Raw genomic sequence first — 16,992 nt, 5'->3', positions numbered from 1 at the left:
GCGATGCGCGCCGTCGTCATTACCAAACACGGCGACCCTTCGGTGCTGCGGGTCGAGCAGCGGCCGGACCCCGCTCCGCCCGGCCCGGGTCAACTCCGGGTCGCCGTGCGCGCGGCGGGGGTGAACTTCGCCGACCACATGGCCCGCGTCGGGCTCTATCCGGACGCGCCCAAACTTCCGGCGGTCGTCGGCTACGAGGTTGCCGGGATCGTCGACGCCGGCGGCGACGGCGTCGACCCGGGACGCGTCGGTGAACGGGTGCTCGCCGGAACGCGATTTGGGGGCTACGCCGAGATCGTCAACGTCGCGGCCACCGACTCCGTCGCGATCCCCGACGCACTGAGCTTCGAGCAGGGCGCCGGGGTGCCCGTCAACTACGCGACGGCGTGGGCGGCCCTGCATGGCTACGGGTCCCTGCGCGCCGGGGAGCGGGTCCTGGTCCACGCCGCCGCGGGCGGGGTCGGCATCGCGGCCATCCAATTCGCGAAGGCCGCCGGGGCCGAAGTGCACGGCACGGCGTCACCCGGCAAACACCAGAAGCTCGCCGAGCTGGGCATCGACCACGCGATCGACTACCGTCGCGACGGCTGGTGGCAGGGGCTTGGCCCTTACGATCTGGTCCTCGACGCCCTCGGCGGAACGTCGCTGCGGCGGTCGTACGACCTGCTGCGCCCCGGCGGAAGGCTTGTCGGATACGGCGTTTCGGCGCTGCAGCAGGGTGAGAAACGCTCGCTGCGCCGGGCGGCTCCACAGGCGCTGTCGATGTTGCGCGGCTTCAACCTGCTCCGCCAGCTGGAGGACTCGAAAGCCGTGATCGGCCTGAACATGCTGCGGTTGTGGGACGACCGCGGCACGCTGGAGCCCTGGATCACGCCGCTGACCCGGGGGCTGCAGGACGGGACGATCTCGCCGATCGTGCATGCGGCCGTTCCGTTCGCCGAAGCGCCCGAGGCGCATCGCATCCTGGCCGCGCGGGAGAACGTCGGCAAGGTCGTGTTGGTGCCCTAGGGTTCGCTGGAGTTTTGCGGAGGCCGGGTTTCAACGTCGCGACAGTGGCTATGCGTCCTAGCATGGCTGTCTCCGATTCACGCGAAGTTGTCATCGAGGCGACGCCCGACGAGATCCTGGACGTCCTGTTCGATATCGAATCGCTGCCCGAGTGGTCGTCGACCCATCAAAAGGTCGAAGTCCTGGAGCGCGACGACCAAGGCCGACCAAGCAAATCGCGGCAGGTCGTCAAGATCGTGGGCGTCAGCGACGAACAGGTACTGGCCTACTCCGTGCACGACGACGGGGTGAGCTGGTCATTGGTCAGCGCCAAACAACAACGCGCGCAGGACGGCCGCTACACGTTGACGCCCGAAGGCGATTCGACCCGGCTCCGCTTCGAGCTCACGGTCGACCCCACCGTGCCGATCCCCGGGTTTCTGGTCAAGAAGGGGGCGAAGGGATTGATGGAAACCGCGACCGAGGGCCTGCGGAAGCGAGTGCTCAAGGTCAAGGGGGACGGTAAGTAGCCGCGGCCCCTGTTTTCTGCGACCCCTGTTTTCTGGGATGACGGTTGACGACACTGGGTTATATGGAAACCTCGGGTCGCACACGTCACCCAATCGCATCGGCCTGCCTGGGCCTGGCAGTGCTGGTGGTGCTGGCCGCCTGCGGTGGCAGCGATAATGCTCGAACGAATGCCCGAACGACGTCGCCACCGGCGCCGCAAGCGACGACGGCCGGTCAGTCCACGCCCCAGGCGCCGCCGACCGGGCCCCTGACCATTACGAGCCCCGCGTTCGCCGACGGCGCGCCGATCCCGGTGCAGTACACCTGCAAGGGCGCCAGCACGGCGCCACCGTTGGCCTGGTCGGCCCCGTCGGGAGCCACGCTCGTCGTCGACGATCCCGACGCCCCTAGCGGACCCTACGTGCACTGGATCGTGGCCGGAATCCCCTCCGGGTCCGGCAGCACAGCCGACGGTCAGACACCTGCCGGCGCAACCACTCTGGCGAATTCGAGCGGTGAATCCGGCTACGCGGCGCCGTGCCCGCCGTCGGGCACCGGGACACATCATTACCGGTTCACTCTCTACCAGCTGCCGCCCACCTTCCAACTGCCGGCGGGAGCGACCGGACCGCATGCGGCGCAAGCGATAGCGCAAGCCGCGACGGCACACGCCGTCCTCACCGGGACATTCGGAGCCTGACGGGGTGCGCCATGCCGATGCCGCCGACGTTAGACGTAATGAAGGCAATACAATTCGGCCAACTGGTGAACGCAACCTACGCGTCACCGCCCGGCGATTTGGCGAACGCGGCCGGCCGGGCGTTGAGCGCCGGCGGCGTCGACTACACCATCGTCACGACGATCTACGCCAACGATCTGTCGACCGACATTAACCCGATCCGGGCCGCCGACGAGGTTTCCATCGGCCTGATCTGTCAGGTCAATCAAGCCGGTGATGCGGTGATCGCGATTCGGGGCACCGAGGGAATCCTGGAGTGGATTCACGACGCCGAGTTCGATCTGGTGCCGTGCCCATTCCTGGCCGGCGCCGGCCACACGGAAGACGGCTTCACCGACATGTACGAGTCGCTGACGACGGGGACCGCGTCGGATTCGCCGGCGGTGGTCAATGCTCTTGCGACGCTTGCGTTCCCGCGACCCGTCACCTCCGTGACGATCTGCGGGCACAGCCTGGGCGGAGCGCTGGCCACCTTGCTTGCCCTCGACGTCGCGGCGAACACGGTTTTCAAGGCGCCGGCCGTCTACACGTATGGCAGCCCGCGCACCGGGGATTCGCTGTTCGCCAGCACCTACGACCAGGTGGTGCTCAACTCGTATCGGATCGCCAATCGCCTCGACATCGTCCCGGCCTTGCCCCCGCCGATCAACTACGAGCACGTGCTCAACCCGTATGAGCTGAACCCGATCCGATTGACACCTCTTCCGCCGAAGCCCCTGGTCAAATCCACTGTGGCGTGCGAACATTCGCTCCCAACCTACCTGTATCTGCTCTCCCTGCAGTCAGGTGGTCCTGTACTTTCCCTCGAGCCCGCCTGCAAACCCTGAACGACGCGCCTAACCCGTTCGGGCTGCCAGCCGAAGCAACGCGCGGCGTAACTGCTTGTCGGGCTTGCCGTTGGCGAGCTCGATAAGGGCGATCTCCGCGACCGCCGCCACGAGGAGCACGGCGATCGGTTCGGGTGGCGTCCAGCCAAGCGCTGCCAAGTCGGGCGCTATCAGCCTGGCCGCGCTCTCATTCCGGGCCGCGACCAAATCGCTCAGTCCGGCCTCAGTTCGCGACTGCACGAGCAACGCTTTCGTGGCCGGGTCGGCCAAACATCCGTCAAGATAGGTGTTCATCCCCGCCTCGAGCCGGTCGCGTCCGGGCGGTCGGTCGGCCATGGCAGCGGCGATCGATTCTTCCAACTGGTCGTGGAACCGAGCGTGCAGCGCCCGCACGTATTCGGCGCGGCTGGGCCAGTGCTGATAGAAGCTACCCTTCGCCATCCCGGCCTCGGCGACGATCGAGTTGACTGAGATCCGGGCCAGGTCGGCGGTTCCCAATAGCCGCCGTCCCGCATCCAGCAGCGCATTACGGCCCGGCTCAGGCGATCTCACCGCAATCCCGCCTTGCGCTGGCTGCGGTGAGCCAGCATTTCGCCGTACTGCTCGCACACGTGAATGACGCCGGTCAGTTGATACGTGATCCACCCCTTGTGCGTGGACGGGAGGTTCTTCTCGAACAGCCGATGGCCGACTATCTGCATGGCCCATCCCCCGACGAACATCGGGCCACCGACCTTCGGCTTGACGAACATCAGCGGCAGGCCCGCCGCGATGATCGGCGTCCCGACCAGGTGGGTGGCCCGAACCCCCTTCGATGTGTGTTGGGTGCGGTAGTAGGCCATCTTGTCCGCGAACGGTGCTTCGGGAGGTGGGGCTTGCCGCATCTCGACTTCCTCCTTGTCAGGGTGTGCCTGGGGTTGTACTGTAGCAATGACCGACCAGTCGGTCAATTCCGTCGAGAGGAACTCCCATGCCGACGATCCAAACCCGGGCGGGCCGGGTAGCCTACAGCGAATTAGGCAGTGGGCCAACGGTTTTGCTCCTGCATGCGATACTGCACGACAGGCATGACTTCGACCCGATCATCGACACGCTTGCCCGCCGCTTCCGCACCGTCGCGGTGGACTGGCCCGGCCACGGCGACTCGGATCCCGTCGACTCCGCCCTCGAGCCCAGCGCGTCGCTCTTCGCCGACGCGCTCGAAGATCTCGTCGACGGTCTCGGCCTGACGAAGGTGACGTTGATCGGAAATTCGGTCGGCGGGTTCGCGGCCGCGCGGCTGGCAATTACCCGTCCCGAGTTCGTCGCCGGCCTGGTTCTGGTCAACACCGGCGGCTTCGTGCCGATGAACGCACTCGCCCGCGCCTTTTGCCGGGCGCTCGGCACGCCTGCCGTGTTTCGCCGGGCCGCTCCCCCGTTTGTCCGCGGCTACATGAAGTCCAGGACCGACAACGACCGCCAGATCGTCGAGCGCGCGATCGCCGCGGCGAAAACGGCCGAGGGCGTTCGCCTCGCCACAGGGCTCTGGCGCAGCTTCCCGGCTCCGGCACACGATTTGCGAAGTCGTGCCGCTGATTTGACCGCGCCCACGCTCATCGTGTGGGGCAAGAGAGACATCGCGATACCGCTGCGCGCCGCACACACGACTCATGACGCCATTGGAGGTTCCCGGCTCGAGATCCTCGACACGGGGCACGTGGTCTTCTCGTCGGATCCGGACGGTTTTCTCGCCGTGGCCGAATCGTTCTTGGAGTCCGTCACCCCAACAAGCGATCCGGGAGCGAGGCGTTCAATACAGGGGTGACCAGGCCGACGTCCGCAGCAACCGGCTCTCCCACTGATCCCGATACTTCAAGGCCTCATACATGTAGCTGCCGGGTGCCCGGTGCTCGGGCGGCGTCTCGGTGGTCAGCAGGTGCACGAGCGCCGCATAGTTGTTGGCGTCCTCAATCTTCTGCCACAGCATCGCTTCTCGTCGTCGATGACTGCCGTGCGCGATCTGGAAGCACGCCTGGATATCCAGGATCCGCATCCCCGGCGGCGCCTTGGAGAGCAGCCGGTAATAGATTTCGTCCCACGAGCGGATGTAGTCGTCCAGCGGCGCGTCGGGCCAGCCGGTGTCCTCCATGAACAGGCTCAGCTGATGGGTCGCGCCGTCGGTGGGCACGGTCGTCAGGTCCACCGACTGAAGCGGTGACCACGCGACGGGCAACATGAGCTTGCCCGTCACCTCGTGGCGCAGGTTGTCCAGTTCGCGCATCCACGGCCGAAGGTCCCCGGTCTGGGCGCGGTGCGCCAGTCGCTCCCACGCGGTGCCATCGGTGATGCCCGTGATGGTGACCACGTTGTAGGAGACGCCACTGCCATGAGCGTGGTTGGTGTACCAGAGCAGCCGGGCGTCGTCTTCTTTGGCCAGCGTGGGCATCCAGCCCTCGCGGTAGGCGGCCTCGAATTCTTCCTCCCGGGCACCGACCACTTTGTGGGTCTCATGCAGAAACAACATGTGGACTCCCTGGGTTCAACCATCGTCCGCGATGAGCGCGGCGAGCTGGCGGCGGTTGACTTTGCCGGTCGAGTTGTAGGGAATGTGGTCGACGATCGCGAGTCGCTCGGGCAGCTTGAAGTAGGCGATCACCTGTCGGCAATGCGATCGAAGTTCCTCGAGTGTGACTGGGGCGCAAGCCACTACCGCGGCCCCCACCCGCTGGCCGAGCTCGTCGTCGGCGATCCCGGCGACGGCGGCGTCACTGACCGCCGGATGAGAACGCAGCGCCTCTTCGACTTCGATCGGCCCAAATTTCTCACCCCCGCGGTTGATGGTGTCACTGAGCCGGCCGCTCGGGAAGATGTAACCGTCGGCATCCTGGCGTGCCAGGTCACCAGTGTGTAACCAGCCCTCGGTGACGTTCTGCGTGGTGTTGACCCACAGCTCGCCGATGGCTCCCGCTTCGACATCGCGGCCCGTGTCGGGGTCCACCACGCGCACCTCGACTCCCGGCAGCGGTCGGCCGACGGATCCGGCACGGGCCGGGTCGCGGTGATCGTCGGGCATCAGGGTCGTGTAAGCCCCGAGGGTCTCGGTCTGGCCGAATACGTTGGCGAAAGCCACATGCGGCAGCGCCGCCATTGCCCTGCGCACCAAATTGATCGGCGCCGCCGCGGCCCCATAGGCGATGGCGACCAGGGACGTCAGATCGGCGTTCGCGAAGTCGGGATGGTCGAGGATCCGCTGCAGCATGGTCGGCACCAGGAATGTGGTGGTGACGCGATGCCGCGAGACCAGACGAAGCCACTCGCCGGCATCGAACCGCGTTTGCACCACCGAGGTGTTGCCCGAATACAAACTCCCGAGCGTGCCCAGCGCGCCGCCGACATGAAAGAAGGGGACGCACATCATCCCCACCGAGGGCGGGGCGTCCGCATGGAATGGTGCCGCCATCCCCCTGATTCGCATGGCGAGCCGGCGGGCGCTGATGGCGACGGCCTTCGGGAGTCCGGTTGTCCCGCTGGTGAATAGGATCAACGCGTCGCGGTCGGCGGGGGCGTCGGTGTCGGCGACGGTGTCGGCCTCGGCGGCCGGCTCGACCGCGTTGCCGTCCAGCAGGTCGGTGCCCGTCAACACCGTGGGTGCGCCGGCTTCGCGCAGCCGGTCGGCGTACTGCTCCCCCGCGACCGCCACGTCGGCGCAGCCGGCGTTCTTCAGCAGGCCCTGCAGCTCGGGCGGAGTCAGCGCCGGGTTCATCAGCGCGGCCGCCGCGCCGAGGCGCGCCGCCGCGAGCAACGTCGCGATGGACAGCAGGCTTCCGCCGTCGACCACCGCGACGCGCTGCCCGGCCACCACGCCGTGGGCGGCCAGCCCGGCGGCGCATTGCCGCACCGCCGCCGCCAGCGCGCGGTAGCTGATCGCGCGCCCGTCGACGATGAGCGCGGTGCGGTGGGGATCGCCGCTCGCCGTCGCGTCGAGGATCGTCCCGATGTTCATGTGCGGCTCGGTAATCAATAAAGGGGCGACCACTCGGACGTGCGCAGCAGCCGGCTGGTCCACTGGTCGCGCAGGTCCAAGGCGTCATGCATCCATGTGCCCGGGGCGCGGTACTCGGCGGGGATATGGCTGCGCAGCAGGTCAAGCAGCGCCTCGGGTCGGCTGATTCGCTGCATCAGGATCACCTCGCGGCGCAGGTGGCTGCCGAGCGCGGGCTGAAATGCCGCATGCATCTTCAGCATTGACGACGGCTGCTCAAGACTCCTGGCGTAGACCTCGCCGCAGCGGACAATGTATTCCTCGAACTTGTCCTCGTAGGGCCACATGGTGTCTTCCATGTAGAGGGTCATCTCGTGCTCCCGGCCGTCCGCGGGGACCGCGTCGAAGTCGACCTCCCGAAGCGGCGACCATGGCAGCGGCATCAGCAGCTTCGCGTCGACCTCGTGGCGCAGCTCGTCGAGGTTGCGCATCCACTCCTGCAGGTCGCCTTTCTGGACCCGCAGCGTCAGTCGCTCCCACGCCGCTCCGTCGCGAACCGCGGTCACCGTGACGACGGTGTAGGCGGGTCCACTGCCGTGTGCCTGGTTGGCGTACCACAGCAACCGGGCATCGTCACCCGCGGCGAGTATCCGCATCCAGCCGTCGCGGAACGCCCCCTCGAAGTCGTCTTCGGCGCGGCCGCGCACCTTGTGTAATTCGTGCATGAAAAGCACGCGGAGACCTCCCATTCGCGGCGCTGTGGGCTCAACGCCGCTCAACGGACGTTAGCCCCCGGCCGTTTTCCACGTCCAGGGTTGGTTTGGCATATGCCCAATTACACGACGCGAGTGGCCTAGACAGTTCAGTTGAGAATCTGGTTTGCTCAACTCGGTACCGTCCTTACCGGGCAGGAGTTCGCGGATGGCCCGAGTCAATGTGCCGGATGGCCCCGGCGGCGAGGCCGCGATGATCTGGACGCTACGACCGCAACTCGGCGGCATGGTCGAGCGGATGATCCGCGGGGCATACCAGCAGAGCATCCTGCCGGCCGACGAGCGCGAGCTCGCCAGGATGCGGATCGCGCAGATCAACGATTGTGTGGCGTGCTCGGATTTTCGCGCGCAATCCATATTGGACGCCGGCCCGGACGCTGGTGTCGCGCCGGAGCTCTACGACCATGTCGCCGCGTACGCCAGCTATCCGGGCTATACGCCGCGCCAGCGTCTTGCCATCGAATTCGCCGAGCGTTTCGCCACCGCGCACACGTCGATAGACGATGCCTTTTTCGAGCGCCTGCGGGAGTTGTTCTCCGACGAAGAGATCCTCGATCTCACGCTGTGCGTCGCCGTATTCCTCGGACTGGGACGTTCCTTGACCGTGCTCGGTGTCGACCAGTCCTGCGCAATCGATCTTTGAACCAGCACTGAACCAGCACTGAACCAGCATCGGACCAGCATCGGGAAGGAACCAATGGAGATCGCGACGGTCGACGAATTGCTGAGCACCACGCGTGCGGTGCGCAGGCGGCTCGACCTGAACCGGCCGGTCGGCCGCGATGTGATCCTCGAGTGCATACGGCTGGCGATGCAGGCCCCCACCGCGAGCAACGCGCAGGACTGGCGATGGCTGGTGATCACCGATCCCGCTAAGCGCGCCGCCATCGGCGAGATCTATCGCAGCGTTGGCGCCGACTATCTTGCGTACGCGGCCAAGGAGGCCTCCGATCCGCAGACCCAGCGCGTGTACGCCGGCGCGCTGGCCCTGACCGAGACGCTGGCCAGGGTGCCCGTGCACGTCATCCCCTGCCTGAACAACCGCATCGACAACTCCACCCTGCTGACCGCCGCGTCGGCGTGGGCATCGATCATCCCGGCGGGCTGGAGCTTCCTGCTCGCATTGCGGTCCCGCGGGTTGGGCTCGGTGTGGACGACGATGCATCTGGCCAAGGAGCAAGAGGTGGCCGAGGTGCTCGGAATTCCGCCAACGGCGACGCAGGCCGCGCTGTTCCCGGTCGCCTACACGATCGGCACTGACTTCCGTCCCGCCTCGCGGCCGCCCCCGGAGACGGTCACCTATTGGGACACCTGGGGAGAAAGCTGATGCAGTCCTACACCGTGCGATTCCATGTCGACGCGCCGCCGAGGAAGGTCTGGCGGGTGTTGCACCCGCCCGCACCGCCGGACGCGCCGCGCCCGCGGGTCCTCAAATGGCCCACCGGCAGCATGGAAATTCTGAACGAAGGCAACGAGGCCGGCGAGGGTCTGGTCCGCACCTGCATCTTCCCGGTGCCCAAGTACCTGTTGTCGGGCGGCAAAGGGCGGTCGTGGGAGAGCGTCACCGAGGCGGAGATCTACAAGCTGTCGCGCTACGTGGCGGTCGGCGCGCCGCTGTGGTCGCGCGCGGAGGGTTATCACCAACTCGAGGAACAGCCCGACGGCACCACGGTGCTGACCTTCCACGAGACCTACCACGCCTACAACCCGGTGCTGCGTTTCTTCCTCGAACGTCCCGTGCACGCGAAGATTTCCCGAGACAACCTCGACACCTACGAGCACGCGCTCGGCTACGCCGGCAAGGTCCGCAGGCTGACCTAGCTACATCCGCCGAGCGCCCACATCAACCCAACGGGTTCGCCGAGACATAAGGCGGAGCGAACTTCGTCGGCGTGTCGTCGCAAAGGTTTATGTGTCGCGGAACAGGGCGCTACCGGCGCAGCCACATGAAATAGGCTGCCGGCCCCGGTACGCTGCTGTTCTATGTGGTTTAACGCGCCAGCATCCGTTGCGGCACGGTTCGGCGCCGCGGCGCTGGTCATCGCGGGCTGGGCGGTGTCCGCCGGTGTTGCCTACGGCGATCCCGAGCCGTCACCCGAGCCGTCACCGGCGGAGCCGCCGGCGGCAGCACCCGCGGCCGGGCCGAAGACGAGCATCGATCACGACGGCACGTTCGCGGTGGGGACCGACATCGCGCCGGGCACCTACAGCTCGGCGGGACCCGTCGCCAACGGCGTGTGCTACTGGAAGCGGATGGGCAACCCCGACGGCAACCTCATCGACAATTCGATGAGCAAGAAGCCGCAGGTGGTTCGCATCGAGCCGACCGACAAGGCGTTCAAGACGGACGGCTGCCAGCCCTGGCAGCAGACGGATGGTGCGCCGCCCCCCGATGCTTCCGGGCCGGCCGCGGGGGCCCAACTTCAAGGTATTCTCGGCATCCTCAACGGGATGCTCCCTAACGGCCAGCAAGCGCCTCATTCCTGATCCGTGACGCCGTGGCCAGCGCCCAGCGGATCGTCGTCATTGGTGCCGGCGTCAGCGGATTGACGTCGGCGATCTGTCTCGCCGAAGCCGGGTGGCCGGTGCGGGTGTGGGCGGCGGCAATGCCTCACCAGACAACCTCGATCGTCGCGGGCGCGGTATGGGCGCCGCCGCGGCCGGCCGAGCGGGCCAGCGAAACCCTGGCCTGGACCGAGCATTCCCTCGGCGTCTTCCGGAAATTGGCCGACACCCCCGGCACCGGCGTGCGCATGGCGCCGGCGATCGCCGTCGGCGAATTGACCGGGGCCGAGGCGATGTCGTCGGCGGCCGCGCTGATCCCCGACCTGCGCCCGGCCGATGCGGCCGATCTCCCCCAGGGCTTCGGCACCGGGTTTCGTGCCACCTTGCCGATGATCGACATGCCGCAATACCTCGACTACCTGACCGATCGACTCACCGCGGCCGGCGGCGAAATCGAAACCCGCACGGTGCGATCGCTGGCCGAGGGCGCCGACGCCGCGCCGATAGTGGTCAACTGTGCGGGCCTCGGGGCCGCAGCGCTGGCGGGCGACGACACGATGCGCCCGCTGTTCGGCCAGCACGTCGTGCTCACCAATCCCGGTTTGCGGCAACTGTTTCTGGAAATCAACGCCGGCCCGGAATGGACCTGCTATTTCCCCCACCCCCAGCGTGTGGTGTGCGGCGGAATCAGCGTTCCCGGGCGGTGGGACCTCACCCCCGACCCAGAGGTGAGCGAACGAATCCTGCGGCGCTGCCGCAAGATCGAGCCGCGGCTTGGCGAGGCCGAAGTGATCGAGACCATCACCGGCCTGCGTCCCGACCGTCCATCGGTGCGAGTCGAGGCCGAGCCACTTGGCACATCGCGATGCGTCCACAATTACGGGCACGGCGGCAATGGCGTGACCTTGTCATGGGGATGCGCGCGCGACGTCGTGCGTCTGGTCATCGAGCGGGAGACGTTGTGAGCATCGATTACGCCCTGCGCGCGCACATCGCCACCATCACGATCAACCGTCCCGAGACCCGCAACTCGCTGGACATGGAACATTTCCGCGATTTGGCCCACGCCTGGGCCGCCTTTCGCGATGACGCCAGCGCCTGGGTTGCCGTGGTCACGGGCGTCGGGCGGGATTTCTGCACCGGTGCCGACTTGAAGAAATTCATCCCGGAACTCACCGGCGACCTGCCCCAGCCCGAAGGCTGGAACAAGGACGACGCCATCCACGCCGTCTTGCATCGCTTCCCGGTGTACAAGCCGATCATCGCCGCGGTGAACGGTACCTGCGTGGCGGGCGGCTTCGAGATGTTGGGCTGCACCGACATTCGAGTGGCCGTGCCCGACGCGCGATTCGCGGTGATGGAGCCCAAGCGCGGCCTGTTCGCCGGCGGTGGAAGCACGGTCCGCCTGCCGCGCCAGCTGCCGTACGCGCTGGCGATGGAACTGCTGCTGACCGCCGACATGGTCGACGCGGAGCGAGCCCTGGCCATGGGACTGCTCAATCGCGTGGTGCCGGCGGATCAGCTGATGGAGACGGCGTATGACTACGCCGAGCGCATCGCGGCCAACGCGCCGCTGGCGGTGTTTGCGACGAAGCAGTCGGCGCTCGAGGGCCTGGCGCTCGACCTCGAATCGGCATACGAGAACGAGACCCGGCACAGCGACCGCGTTTTCGCGACGGAAGACGCGAAGGAAGGGCCGCGTGCCTTCGCCGAGAAGCGGCCGCCGAGCTGGCGGGCCCGCTGACGACTACCGGTTCGTGACCCGTCGGACGTCGCGGCTCAGCAGCGATAGCAGCCAGCTCACGATCGACAGCGCGATCGCCGCCCAGATCGCGGTCCACCAGAAGTGATCGATCTGCAGTCCCCAGTGGGTGGTGTGTTCGGTGATCCGCGCGGTGATCCACAGCATCAACGCATTGACGACGATGTGGAAAAGGCCAAGCGTCAGGATGTACAGCGGGATCGAGAGGATCTGCACGATCGGCTTGATGATCGCGTTGACCAGACCGAAGATGACGGCGACGACGAAGATGATGCCGATCTTCTGCAGCGTCGTATTGCCGCCCACGAACGTCAGCCCATGGACCAGCTGGGTGACTACCCACAACGCAAACCCTGTCAGCGCGGCGCGAATGAGGAAGGGGCCCATGGACGTCAGTTCAGCCCGTAGAAGCGCTGCGCGTTAAGCCCGCCGATCTTTTCGCGGGCCTCCTCGCTGATGTCGGCGCGGGTCCGCAAATGCTTGGTGCTCTCCGGCCATTCGCCGTCCCAATGCGGGTAATCGCTGGCGAACATGATGAAGTCGGAGCCGAGCACGTCGATCACGCCGGGCAGGATCGGCTCCTCCGGCTCACAGGTCACGAAGATGTTGCCCGCGGCCAGATACTCGTGCGGGTCGCGGCGCCAACCGCGTTCCACCCAATCGCCCCGCTTCTCGTAATGCTCGTGCAGCCGGTCCATGAAGAACGGCACCCAGCCCGCCCCCGCTTCGAGAAAGGCGACCCGCAACTGCGGATGCCGCTCGAAGACGCCGCCGGACACCATCGCCGTCATCGCGGTCATCTGGTCGAACGGAAAGCTGATGCAGTGCACCTGAATGTAATTGGTGAAGCGGTCCACGCCGATCTTCGGCAGGTGAATGCCGGGGGCGCCGTGAATGCCCAGCGGCATCCCGAGCTCCACGGCGGCGGCGTAGAACGGGTCGAGGTCAGGGTGGTCTAGGTTGCGGGTCTTCAGCGCGGGCGGGACCAGGGTCGCCACCAGCCCGAGCTCCTTGGCCTCGGTCATGACGTCGATGGCGGCCTGGCCGTGCTCGATCGGGGTGACGGCGACGCCGCGCAACCGGCCGCCCGACGAGGCGCAAAAATCGGCGATCCACTGGTTGTAGAGCCGCGAGAATCCCGCGGCGAACTCCGGATCCTCGAGGCTCGGCGCGCACAGCCCAAGGCTGGGATAGAGCACCATCGTGTCGATGTGATCGCGGTCGGCGTCGCCCAGCACGCCCTCGGGCGAGCGGCAATTGAGGTCGGCCGCCTTGCTGATTCCGTGCTCGGGCGGGCACCCCGCGCCGGGGCCCCGGTCCTCCGGATAGTTGCGGCCCTCGAATGTCAGGCTCGGCCGCCCGTCGGTGCTGGGTTTGATGTATTCCGGCCAGCGTTTGATCGCCTCGATCGCCAGCGAGGGGTTCTCGGCAACGTGTCCATCGGCGTCGATGATTCGCATGTTCGGTCAACTTACTCTCGCGCGGCGCCGCCTGGTACTGCACGATGCTCAAGTGACCACACGCAGTCGTCAAAATAATCCCCGGCAGAAGATGACCGCCGACCAGCGAAATTCATTCGTCGCCGCGTTGTTGGGCTGGACGATGGATGCCTTCGACTACTTCATCGTGGTGTTCGTCTATGCCGACATCGCAAAGACTTTCCACCAGAGCAAGACCGAGGTCGCGTTCATCACCACGGCGACACTGGTGATGCGCCCGGTCGGCGCGCTGTTGTTCGGGCTGTGGGCCGACCGCGTCGGCCGGCGGCTCCCGCTGATGGTCGACGTGATGTTCTACTCCGTGGTGGGATTCCTGTGCGCGTTCGCGCCCAACTTCACCGTGCTGGTGATCCTGCGCGTGCTCTACGGCATCGGCATGGGCGGCGAATGGGGGCTGGGCGCCGCGCTGGCCATGGAAAAGGTGCCCGTCGAGCGGCGCGGATTTTTCTCCGGGCTGTTGCAGGAGGGCTACGCCTTCGGCTACCTGCTGGCCAGCGTGGCCTCGCTGGTGGTGATGAATTGGCTTGGCCTGTCGTGGCGCTGGTTGTTCGCCTTGAGCATCGTCCCGGCCCTGATCAGCCTGATCATCCGCTATCGCGTCGAGGAGTCCGAGGTTTGGGAGGCGGCGCAGGATCGAATGCGGCTCACCAGCACCAGGATTCGCGACGTGCTGCGCGAGGGCGCGATCATCCGCCGGTTCGTCTACCTGGTGCTGCTGATGACCGCGTTCAACTGGATGAGCCACGGAACGCAGGACGTCTACCCGACCTTCCTGGGCGCGACGGCGAACCAGGGCGCGGGTCTGTCCAGCGTGACCGTCAAATGGATCGCCGTGGTGTACAACATCGGCGCGATCATCGGCGGGCTATTCTTCGGCACGCTGTCGCAACGGTTCAGCCGCCGCTATACCGTCGTCTTCTGTGCGGTGCTCGGCCTGCCGATCGTGCCGTTGTTCGCCTATTCGCGCACCGCGGCGATGCTGTGTCTCGGCTCGTTCCTGATGCAGCTCTGCGTGCAGGGCGCGTGGGGTGTGATCCCGGCGCACCTGACCGAGCTGTCGCCGGACGCCATCCGTGGCCTCTACCCCGGGGTCACCTACCAGCTCGGAAACCTGTTGGCGGCGTTCAACTTACCCATCCAGGAACGCCTTGCCGAGTCGCACGGCTATCCGTTCGCGCTGGCGGCGACGATCGTGCCGGTGCTGATCGCGGTGGCTTTCCTCACGCTGATCGGCAAGGACGCCACCGGGATTCGCTTCGGCACCGCCGAAAGCGCTTTCCTGCCGAGTGAAGTGACGTGAGCTAGCCGCTGAGCAGGCGCCGCAACAGGTGCATCGCCACCGTCGTCGATCGCTCCCGGATGTCGGAGCGGTTCCCGGGCAAGCGCAGCGTCCGGGTATCGGTGCGGCCGTCCCCCAGCATCACCGTGAAACATACTGTGCCGACGGGCTTTTCCGGCGTTCCCCCGCCCGGCCCGGCGATGCCCGTCGTCGCGACGGCGGTGTCGGCGCCGAAGCGCCGCAACGCGCCCGCCGCCATCGCCTCGGCCACCGGCTCGGACACCGCACCGTGCTCCTGGATCAGCGCCGGGTCGACGCCGAGTAGCTCCGCCTTGGCCTCGTTCGAGTAGGCCACCACGCCGCCGGCCACGTAGTCCGACGACCCCGCCCGGTCGGTCAGCCGCGCCGCCACCATCCCCGCGGTGCAGGATTCCGCCGTCGCGATCCGGCGGCCGGCCAGCAACCGGGCGACCAGATCGTCGACCTGGGAGCCGTCCTCGGAAAAGAGCTGCTGTCCGTGCCGGTCCCGCAGCAGCTTTGTCAGCTGCGCATAGGCGTCCGCGGCGTCGGGTTCGTAGCGGGTGACCATTTCGATCTCGCCCCGGCGCAAGCACGTGGTGATTTCCAGCGCGTCAAAACCGGAAATGGACGCCTCGGCGCTGCGCAGGGTTTCGGCCAGCCCCGACTCGGGCAGACCGAACATCCGAATCGTCTCCTGCCGGTATATCGTTCGGCCCGCGATCGCCTGCTGCGCCGCGGGGGTCTCGATGGCCCTGCGCCACATCGGCTGAAGCTCCCGCGGCGGTCCGGGCAGCACGATCACGGCCGGCTTTCCGGGGACCACGACACCCGGCGCGGTGCCCACCGGATCGAGCACCTGCGAACCCGCGGGAACCATGGCCTGCTTGCGGTTCGCGGCGCGCACCGCATCGAAGCTTTCCGTATCGAAGTGCGCCATCAGCCGCTTGAGGATATCGGCGATCTTGCCCTCGACAACTTCGTCGAGCACCAACTCCCGTTCGCAGAACCGCGCCACCACCTCGACCGTCATATCGTCGGCGGTCGGTCCAAGGCCGCCGCTGGTGATGATCAGATCCACGCCCTGGCCCGCCATGAAGCGCAGCTGCGCCTCGATGTCGGCGGGGCGGTCACCGCAGATCGTGATGTGTGCCAGCTCCACGCCCAGTTCCAGGAGGCGGTCGGCGATCCACGGCCCGTTTCGGTCCTGGATCCGGCCGGTGAGGACCTCGGTCCCGGTGACCACGATGCCTGCGCGTGCGCTCACCGGCATGAGCCTACTGGCGCGCCCGCGGGACGGCTGCGAGAGGATGAACCGATGATCGAGTTAGAGGTATTGCAGGCCGACGTCACCAAGCTCGAACTCGACGCGATCACCAACGCCGCCAACACCGAGCTGCGGCACGGAGGCGGCGTCGCCGCGGCGATCGCCCGCGCCGGTGGACCCGACGTGCAACGCGAATCGACCGAGAAGGCGCCGATCGGCCTCGGGGATGCCGTCGAGACCACCGCCGGCGACATGCCGGCTCGCTACGTGATCCACGCGGCGACGATGGAGCTGGGCGGCCCCACCTCGGCCGAGATCATCGCGCGGGCCACGAGTTCGACGCTGCGCAAGGCCGACGAGCTGGGTTGCCGCTCGCTGGCACTGGTCGCGTTCGGCACGGGGGTGGGTGGCTTCCCGCTCGAAGACGCCGCGCGCCTGATGGTCGACGCCGTGCGGCAGCACCAGCCGAGTTCGCTCGAGCGGGTGGTGTTCGCGGTCCACGGTGACCCGGCCGAGCGAGCGTTCCGGGACGCCGTCGAGCGCTAGCCGTGGGACAGATGGCGCTCGACTGACGCGACCTTCTCCGTCATCGCGTCGGTGGCGCCCTTGCGCCAGTCCACCTTGATCACGGTGCTGACCCGCGGGGCGCGGGCGGCGACGGCCTCCACCGCGCGCTGCACCACCAGCATCACTTCTTCCCAGGTCTCGCCTTCGACGACGGTGAACATCGAGTCCGTCTTGTTGGGCAGGCCGGAATCGCGAACCACCCGAACGGCTTCGGCAACCATCTCGCCGACGCCCTCGCCGACCCCGAGCGGGGTGACCGAAAATGCGACGAGCACGGACACCCGACGAGCGTACCTGG

Annotated in this window: 22 protein-coding genes; 13 read left to right on the top strand and 9 right to left on the bottom strand. The window is 67.1% G+C overall.

Annotated features, from left to right (window positions below; all coding sequences use genetic code 11):
* The first annotated feature begins 3 nt into the window (after positions 1–3).
* The 4 genes from A5747_RS08745 (at position 4) to A5747_RS08730 (ending at position 3,063) form a co-directional block, all read left to right on the top strand.
* Positions 4–1,008, top strand: a complete 1,005-nt coding sequence (locus tag A5747_RS08745) for a medium chain dehydrogenase/reductase family protein (protein WP_076123369.1) — start codon at positions 4–6, stop codon at positions 1,006–1,008.
* A gap of 62 nt (positions 1,009–1,070) precedes the next feature.
* Positions 1,071–1,517: an SRPBCC family protein gene (locus tag A5747_RS08740; RefSeq protein WP_076123368.1), complete on the top strand. Its 447-nt coding sequence runs from the start codon at positions 1,071–1,073 to the stop codon at positions 1,515–1,517.
* 62 nt (positions 1,518–1,579) lie between these two features.
* Positions 1,580–2,197: a YbhB/YbcL family Raf kinase inhibitor-like protein gene (locus A5747_RS08735; RefSeq protein WP_076123367.1), complete on the top strand. Its 618-nt coding sequence runs from the start codon at positions 1,580–1,582 to the stop codon at positions 2,195–2,197.
* 38 nt (positions 2,198–2,235) lie between these two features.
* On the top strand, positions 2,236–3,063 hold the full coding sequence (locus tag A5747_RS08730) for a lipase family protein (protein ID WP_076123366.1): 828 nt from the start codon (positions 2,236–2,238) through the stop codon (positions 3,061–3,063).
* Between the two features lie 9 nt (positions 3,064–3,072).
* On the opposite strand, the gene A5747_RS08725 is transcribed toward A5747_RS08730, so the two are convergent.
* Together A5747_RS08725 and A5747_RS08720 are read right to left on the bottom strand one after the other, a co-directional pair.
* A complete protein-coding gene (locus A5747_RS08725; protein ID WP_076123365.1) occupies positions 3,073–3,615 on the bottom strand; it encodes a TetR/AcrR family transcriptional regulator in 543 nt (180 codons plus the stop codon).
* Entirely contained in the window at positions 3,612–3,947 is a 336-nt protein-coding gene (locus tag A5747_RS08720) for a DUF962 domain-containing protein (protein WP_076123364.1), read from the bottom strand. Before A5747_RS08720 ends, A5747_RS08725 begins: the two co-directional genes overlap by 4 nt.
* Before the next feature lie 86 nt (positions 3,948–4,033).
* Here A5747_RS08720 and A5747_RS08715 point away from each other — a divergent pair, with 86 nt between their 5' ends.
* Positions 4,034–4,867, top strand: coding sequence for an alpha/beta fold hydrolase (locus tag A5747_RS08715; RefSeq protein WP_076123363.1), 834 nt, complete (start codon positions 4,034–4,036; stop codon positions 4,865–4,867).
* On the opposite strand, the gene A5747_RS08710 is transcribed toward A5747_RS08715, so the two are convergent.
* Genes A5747_RS08710 through A5747_RS08700 form a run of 3 tightly spaced genes read right to left on the bottom strand, consistent with a single transcriptional unit; the run spans position 4,853 to position 7,773 of the window.
* Positions 4,853–5,566 (bottom strand): hypothetical protein, encoded by a 714-nt coding sequence (locus A5747_RS08710; RefSeq protein ID WP_076123361.1) that lies wholly within the window; start codon positions 5,564–5,566, stop codon positions 4,853–4,855. The genes A5747_RS08715 and A5747_RS08710 overlap by 15 nt on opposite strands.
* Positions 5,567–5,581: 15 nt before the next feature.
* A complete protein-coding gene (locus A5747_RS08705; protein ID WP_076123359.1) occupies positions 5,582–7,045 on the bottom strand; it encodes a class I adenylate-forming enzyme family protein in 1,464 nt (487 codons plus the stop codon).
* Between the two features lie 14 nt (positions 7,046–7,059).
* Complete coding sequence (locus tag A5747_RS08700) at positions 7,060–7,773, bottom strand: hypothetical protein (protein ID WP_233147989.1); 714 nt, start codon at positions 7,771–7,773, stop codon at positions 7,060–7,062.
* Positions 7,774–7,945: 172 nt separating this feature from the next.
* On the opposite strand from A5747_RS08700, the gene A5747_RS08695 reads away from it, so the two are divergent.
* The 6 genes from A5747_RS08695 to A5747_RS08670 all read left to right on the top strand — a co-directional run bounded on the left by A5747_RS08695 (position 7,946) and on the right by A5747_RS08670 (position 12,046).
* Complete coding sequence (locus tag A5747_RS08695) at positions 7,946–8,440, top strand: carboxymuconolactone decarboxylase family protein (protein ID WP_076123355.1); 495 nt, start codon at positions 7,946–7,948, stop codon at positions 8,438–8,440.
* Between the two features lie 54 nt (positions 8,441–8,494).
* Positions 8,495–9,124, top strand: coding sequence for a nitroreductase family protein (locus A5747_RS08690; protein WP_076123353.1), 630 nt, complete (start codon positions 8,495–8,497; stop codon positions 9,122–9,124).
* Entirely contained in the window at positions 9,124–9,618 is a 495-nt protein-coding gene (locus tag A5747_RS08685) for an SRPBCC family protein (RefSeq protein WP_076123351.1), read from the top strand. Before A5747_RS08690 ends, A5747_RS08685 begins: the two co-directional genes overlap by 1 nt.
* 162 nt (positions 9,619–9,780) lie before the next feature.
* Positions 9,781–10,284 carry a hypothetical protein gene (locus A5747_RS08680; RefSeq protein ID WP_076123348.1) on the top strand — a complete coding sequence of 168 codons (504 nt, stop codon included), beginning with the start codon at positions 9,781–9,783 and terminating at the stop codon, positions 10,282–10,284.
* Between the two features lie 11 nt (positions 10,285–10,295).
* Entirely contained in the window at positions 10,296–11,267 is a 972-nt protein-coding gene (locus tag A5747_RS08675) for an FAD-dependent oxidoreductase (protein WP_076123346.1), read from the top strand.
* The gene (locus A5747_RS08670; RefSeq protein ID WP_076123344.1) at positions 11,264–12,046 is read left to right on the top strand and encodes an enoyl-CoA hydratase/isomerase family protein; all 783 of its coding nucleotides are present in this window, start codon (positions 11,264–11,266) and stop codon (positions 12,044–12,046) included. Before A5747_RS08675 ends, A5747_RS08670 begins: the two co-directional genes overlap by 4 nt.
* A gap of 3 nt (positions 12,047–12,049) precedes the next feature.
* On the opposite strand, the gene A5747_RS08665 is transcribed toward A5747_RS08670, so the two are convergent.
* Positions 12,050–12,451 (bottom strand): phage holin family protein, encoded by a 402-nt coding sequence (locus A5747_RS08665; protein ID WP_076123341.1) that lies wholly within the window; start codon positions 12,449–12,451, stop codon positions 12,050–12,052.
* Between the two features lie 5 nt (positions 12,452–12,456).
* Positions 12,457–13,524 carry an amidohydrolase family protein gene (locus A5747_RS08660; RefSeq protein ID WP_076123338.1) on the bottom strand — a complete coding sequence of 356 codons (1,068 nt, stop codon included), beginning with the start codon at positions 13,522–13,524 and terminating at the stop codon, positions 12,457–12,459.
* Between the two features lie 91 nt (positions 13,525–13,615).
* Between A5747_RS08660 and A5747_RS08655 the strand changes: the two genes are divergently transcribed.
* Positions 13,616–14,863, top strand: coding sequence for an MFS transporter (locus A5747_RS08655; RefSeq protein ID WP_076123336.1), 1,248 nt, complete (start codon positions 13,616–13,618; stop codon positions 14,861–14,863).
* Position 14,864: 1 nt separating this feature from the next.
* On the opposite strand, the gene A5747_RS08650 is transcribed toward A5747_RS08655, so the two are convergent.
* Positions 14,865–16,133 carry a competence/damage-inducible protein A gene (locus A5747_RS08650; protein WP_076123333.1) on the bottom strand — a complete coding sequence of 423 codons (1,269 nt, stop codon included), beginning with the start codon at positions 16,131–16,133 and terminating at the stop codon, positions 14,865–14,867.
* Between the two features lie 45 nt (positions 16,134–16,178).
* Between A5747_RS08650 and A5747_RS08645 the strand changes: the two genes are divergently transcribed.
* Positions 16,179–16,673 carry a macro domain-containing protein gene (locus A5747_RS08645; RefSeq protein ID WP_076123330.1) on the top strand — a complete coding sequence of 165 codons (495 nt, stop codon included), beginning with the start codon at positions 16,179–16,181 and terminating at the stop codon, positions 16,671–16,673.
* On the opposite strand, the gene A5747_RS08640 is transcribed toward A5747_RS08645, so the two are convergent.
* A complete protein-coding gene (locus A5747_RS08640; protein ID WP_076123328.1) occupies positions 16,670–16,975 on the bottom strand; it encodes an MTH1187 family thiamine-binding protein in 306 nt (101 codons plus the stop codon). The genes A5747_RS08645 and A5747_RS08640 overlap by 4 nt on opposite strands.
* Positions 16,976–16,992: the final 17 nt, after the last annotated feature.

Origin of the sequence: Mycobacterium sp. IS-836, from assembly GCF_001954275.1 — a bacterium.
Classification (GTDB): Bacteria; Actinomycetota; Actinomycetes; order Mycobacteriales; family Mycobacteriaceae; genus Mycobacterium.
The sequence above is the reverse complement of the archived record's forward strand: the minus strand, read 5'-3'. Positions and strand labels throughout refer to the sequence as shown.

Bases quoted from the DNA above. Each gene is read 5' to 3' on its own strand.
- A5747_RS08720 (WP_076123364.1), bottom strand. From the start codon at position 3,947: ATGCGGCAAGCCCCACCTCCCGAAGCACCGTTCGCGGACAAGATGGCC.
- A5747_RS08665 (WP_076123341.1), bottom strand. From the start codon at position 12,451: ATGGGCCCCTTCCTCATTCGCGCCGCGCTGACAGGGTTTGCGTTGTGG.
- A5747_RS08690 (WP_076123353.1), top strand. From the start codon at position 8,495: ATGGAGATCGCGACGGTCGACGAATTGCTGAGCACCACGCGTGCGGTG.
- A5747_RS08710 (WP_076123361.1), bottom strand. From the start codon at position 5,566: ATGTTGTTTCTGCATGAGACCCACAAAGTGGTCGGTGCCCGGGAGGAA.
- A5747_RS08650 (WP_076123333.1), bottom strand. From the start codon at position 16,133: ATGCCGGTGAGCGCACGCGCAGGCATCGTGGTCACCGGGACCGAGGTC.
- A5747_RS08680 (WP_076123348.1), top strand. From the start codon at position 9,781: ATGTGGTTTAACGCGCCAGCATCCGTTGCGGCACGGTTCGGCGCCGCG.
- A5747_RS08685 (WP_076123351.1), top strand. From the start codon at position 9,124: ATGCAGTCCTACACCGTGCGATTCCATGTCGACGCGCCGCCGAGGAAG.
- A5747_RS08645 (WP_076123330.1), top strand. From the start codon at position 16,179: ATGATCGAGTTAGAGGTATTGCAGGCCGACGTCACCAAGCTCGAACTC.
- A5747_RS08730 (WP_076123366.1), top strand. From the start codon at position 2,236: ATGAAGGCAATACAATTCGGCCAACTGGTGAACGCAACCTACGCGTCA.
- A5747_RS08655 (WP_076123336.1), top strand. From the start codon at position 13,616: ATGACCGCCGACCAGCGAAATTCATTCGTCGCCGCGTTGTTGGGCTGG.
- A5747_RS08695 (WP_076123355.1), top strand. From the start codon at position 7,946: ATGGCCCGAGTCAATGTGCCGGATGGCCCCGGCGGCGAGGCCGCGATG.
- A5747_RS08700 (WP_233147989.1), bottom strand. From the start codon at position 7,773: ATGGGAGGTCTCCGCGTGCTTTTCATGCACGAATTACACAAGGTGCGC.
- A5747_RS08715 (WP_076123363.1), top strand. From the start codon at position 4,034: ATGCCGACGATCCAAACCCGGGCGGGCCGGGTAGCCTACAGCGAATTA.
- A5747_RS08705 (WP_076123359.1), bottom strand. From the start codon at position 7,045: ATGAACATCGGGACGATCCTCGACGCGACGGCGAGCGGCGATCCCCAC.
- A5747_RS08660 (WP_076123338.1), bottom strand. From the start codon at position 13,524: ATGCGAATCATCGACGCCGATGGACACGTTGCCGAGAACCCCTCGCTG.
- A5747_RS08740 (WP_076123368.1), top strand. From the start codon at position 1,071: ATGGCTGTCTCCGATTCACGCGAAGTTGTCATCGAGGCGACGCCCGAC.
- A5747_RS08735 (WP_076123367.1), top strand. From the start codon at position 1,580: ATGGAAACCTCGGGTCGCACACGTCACCCAATCGCATCGGCCTGCCTG.
- A5747_RS08745 (WP_076123369.1), top strand. From the start codon at position 4: ATGCGCGCCGTCGTCATTACCAAACACGGCGACCCTTCGGTGCTGCGG.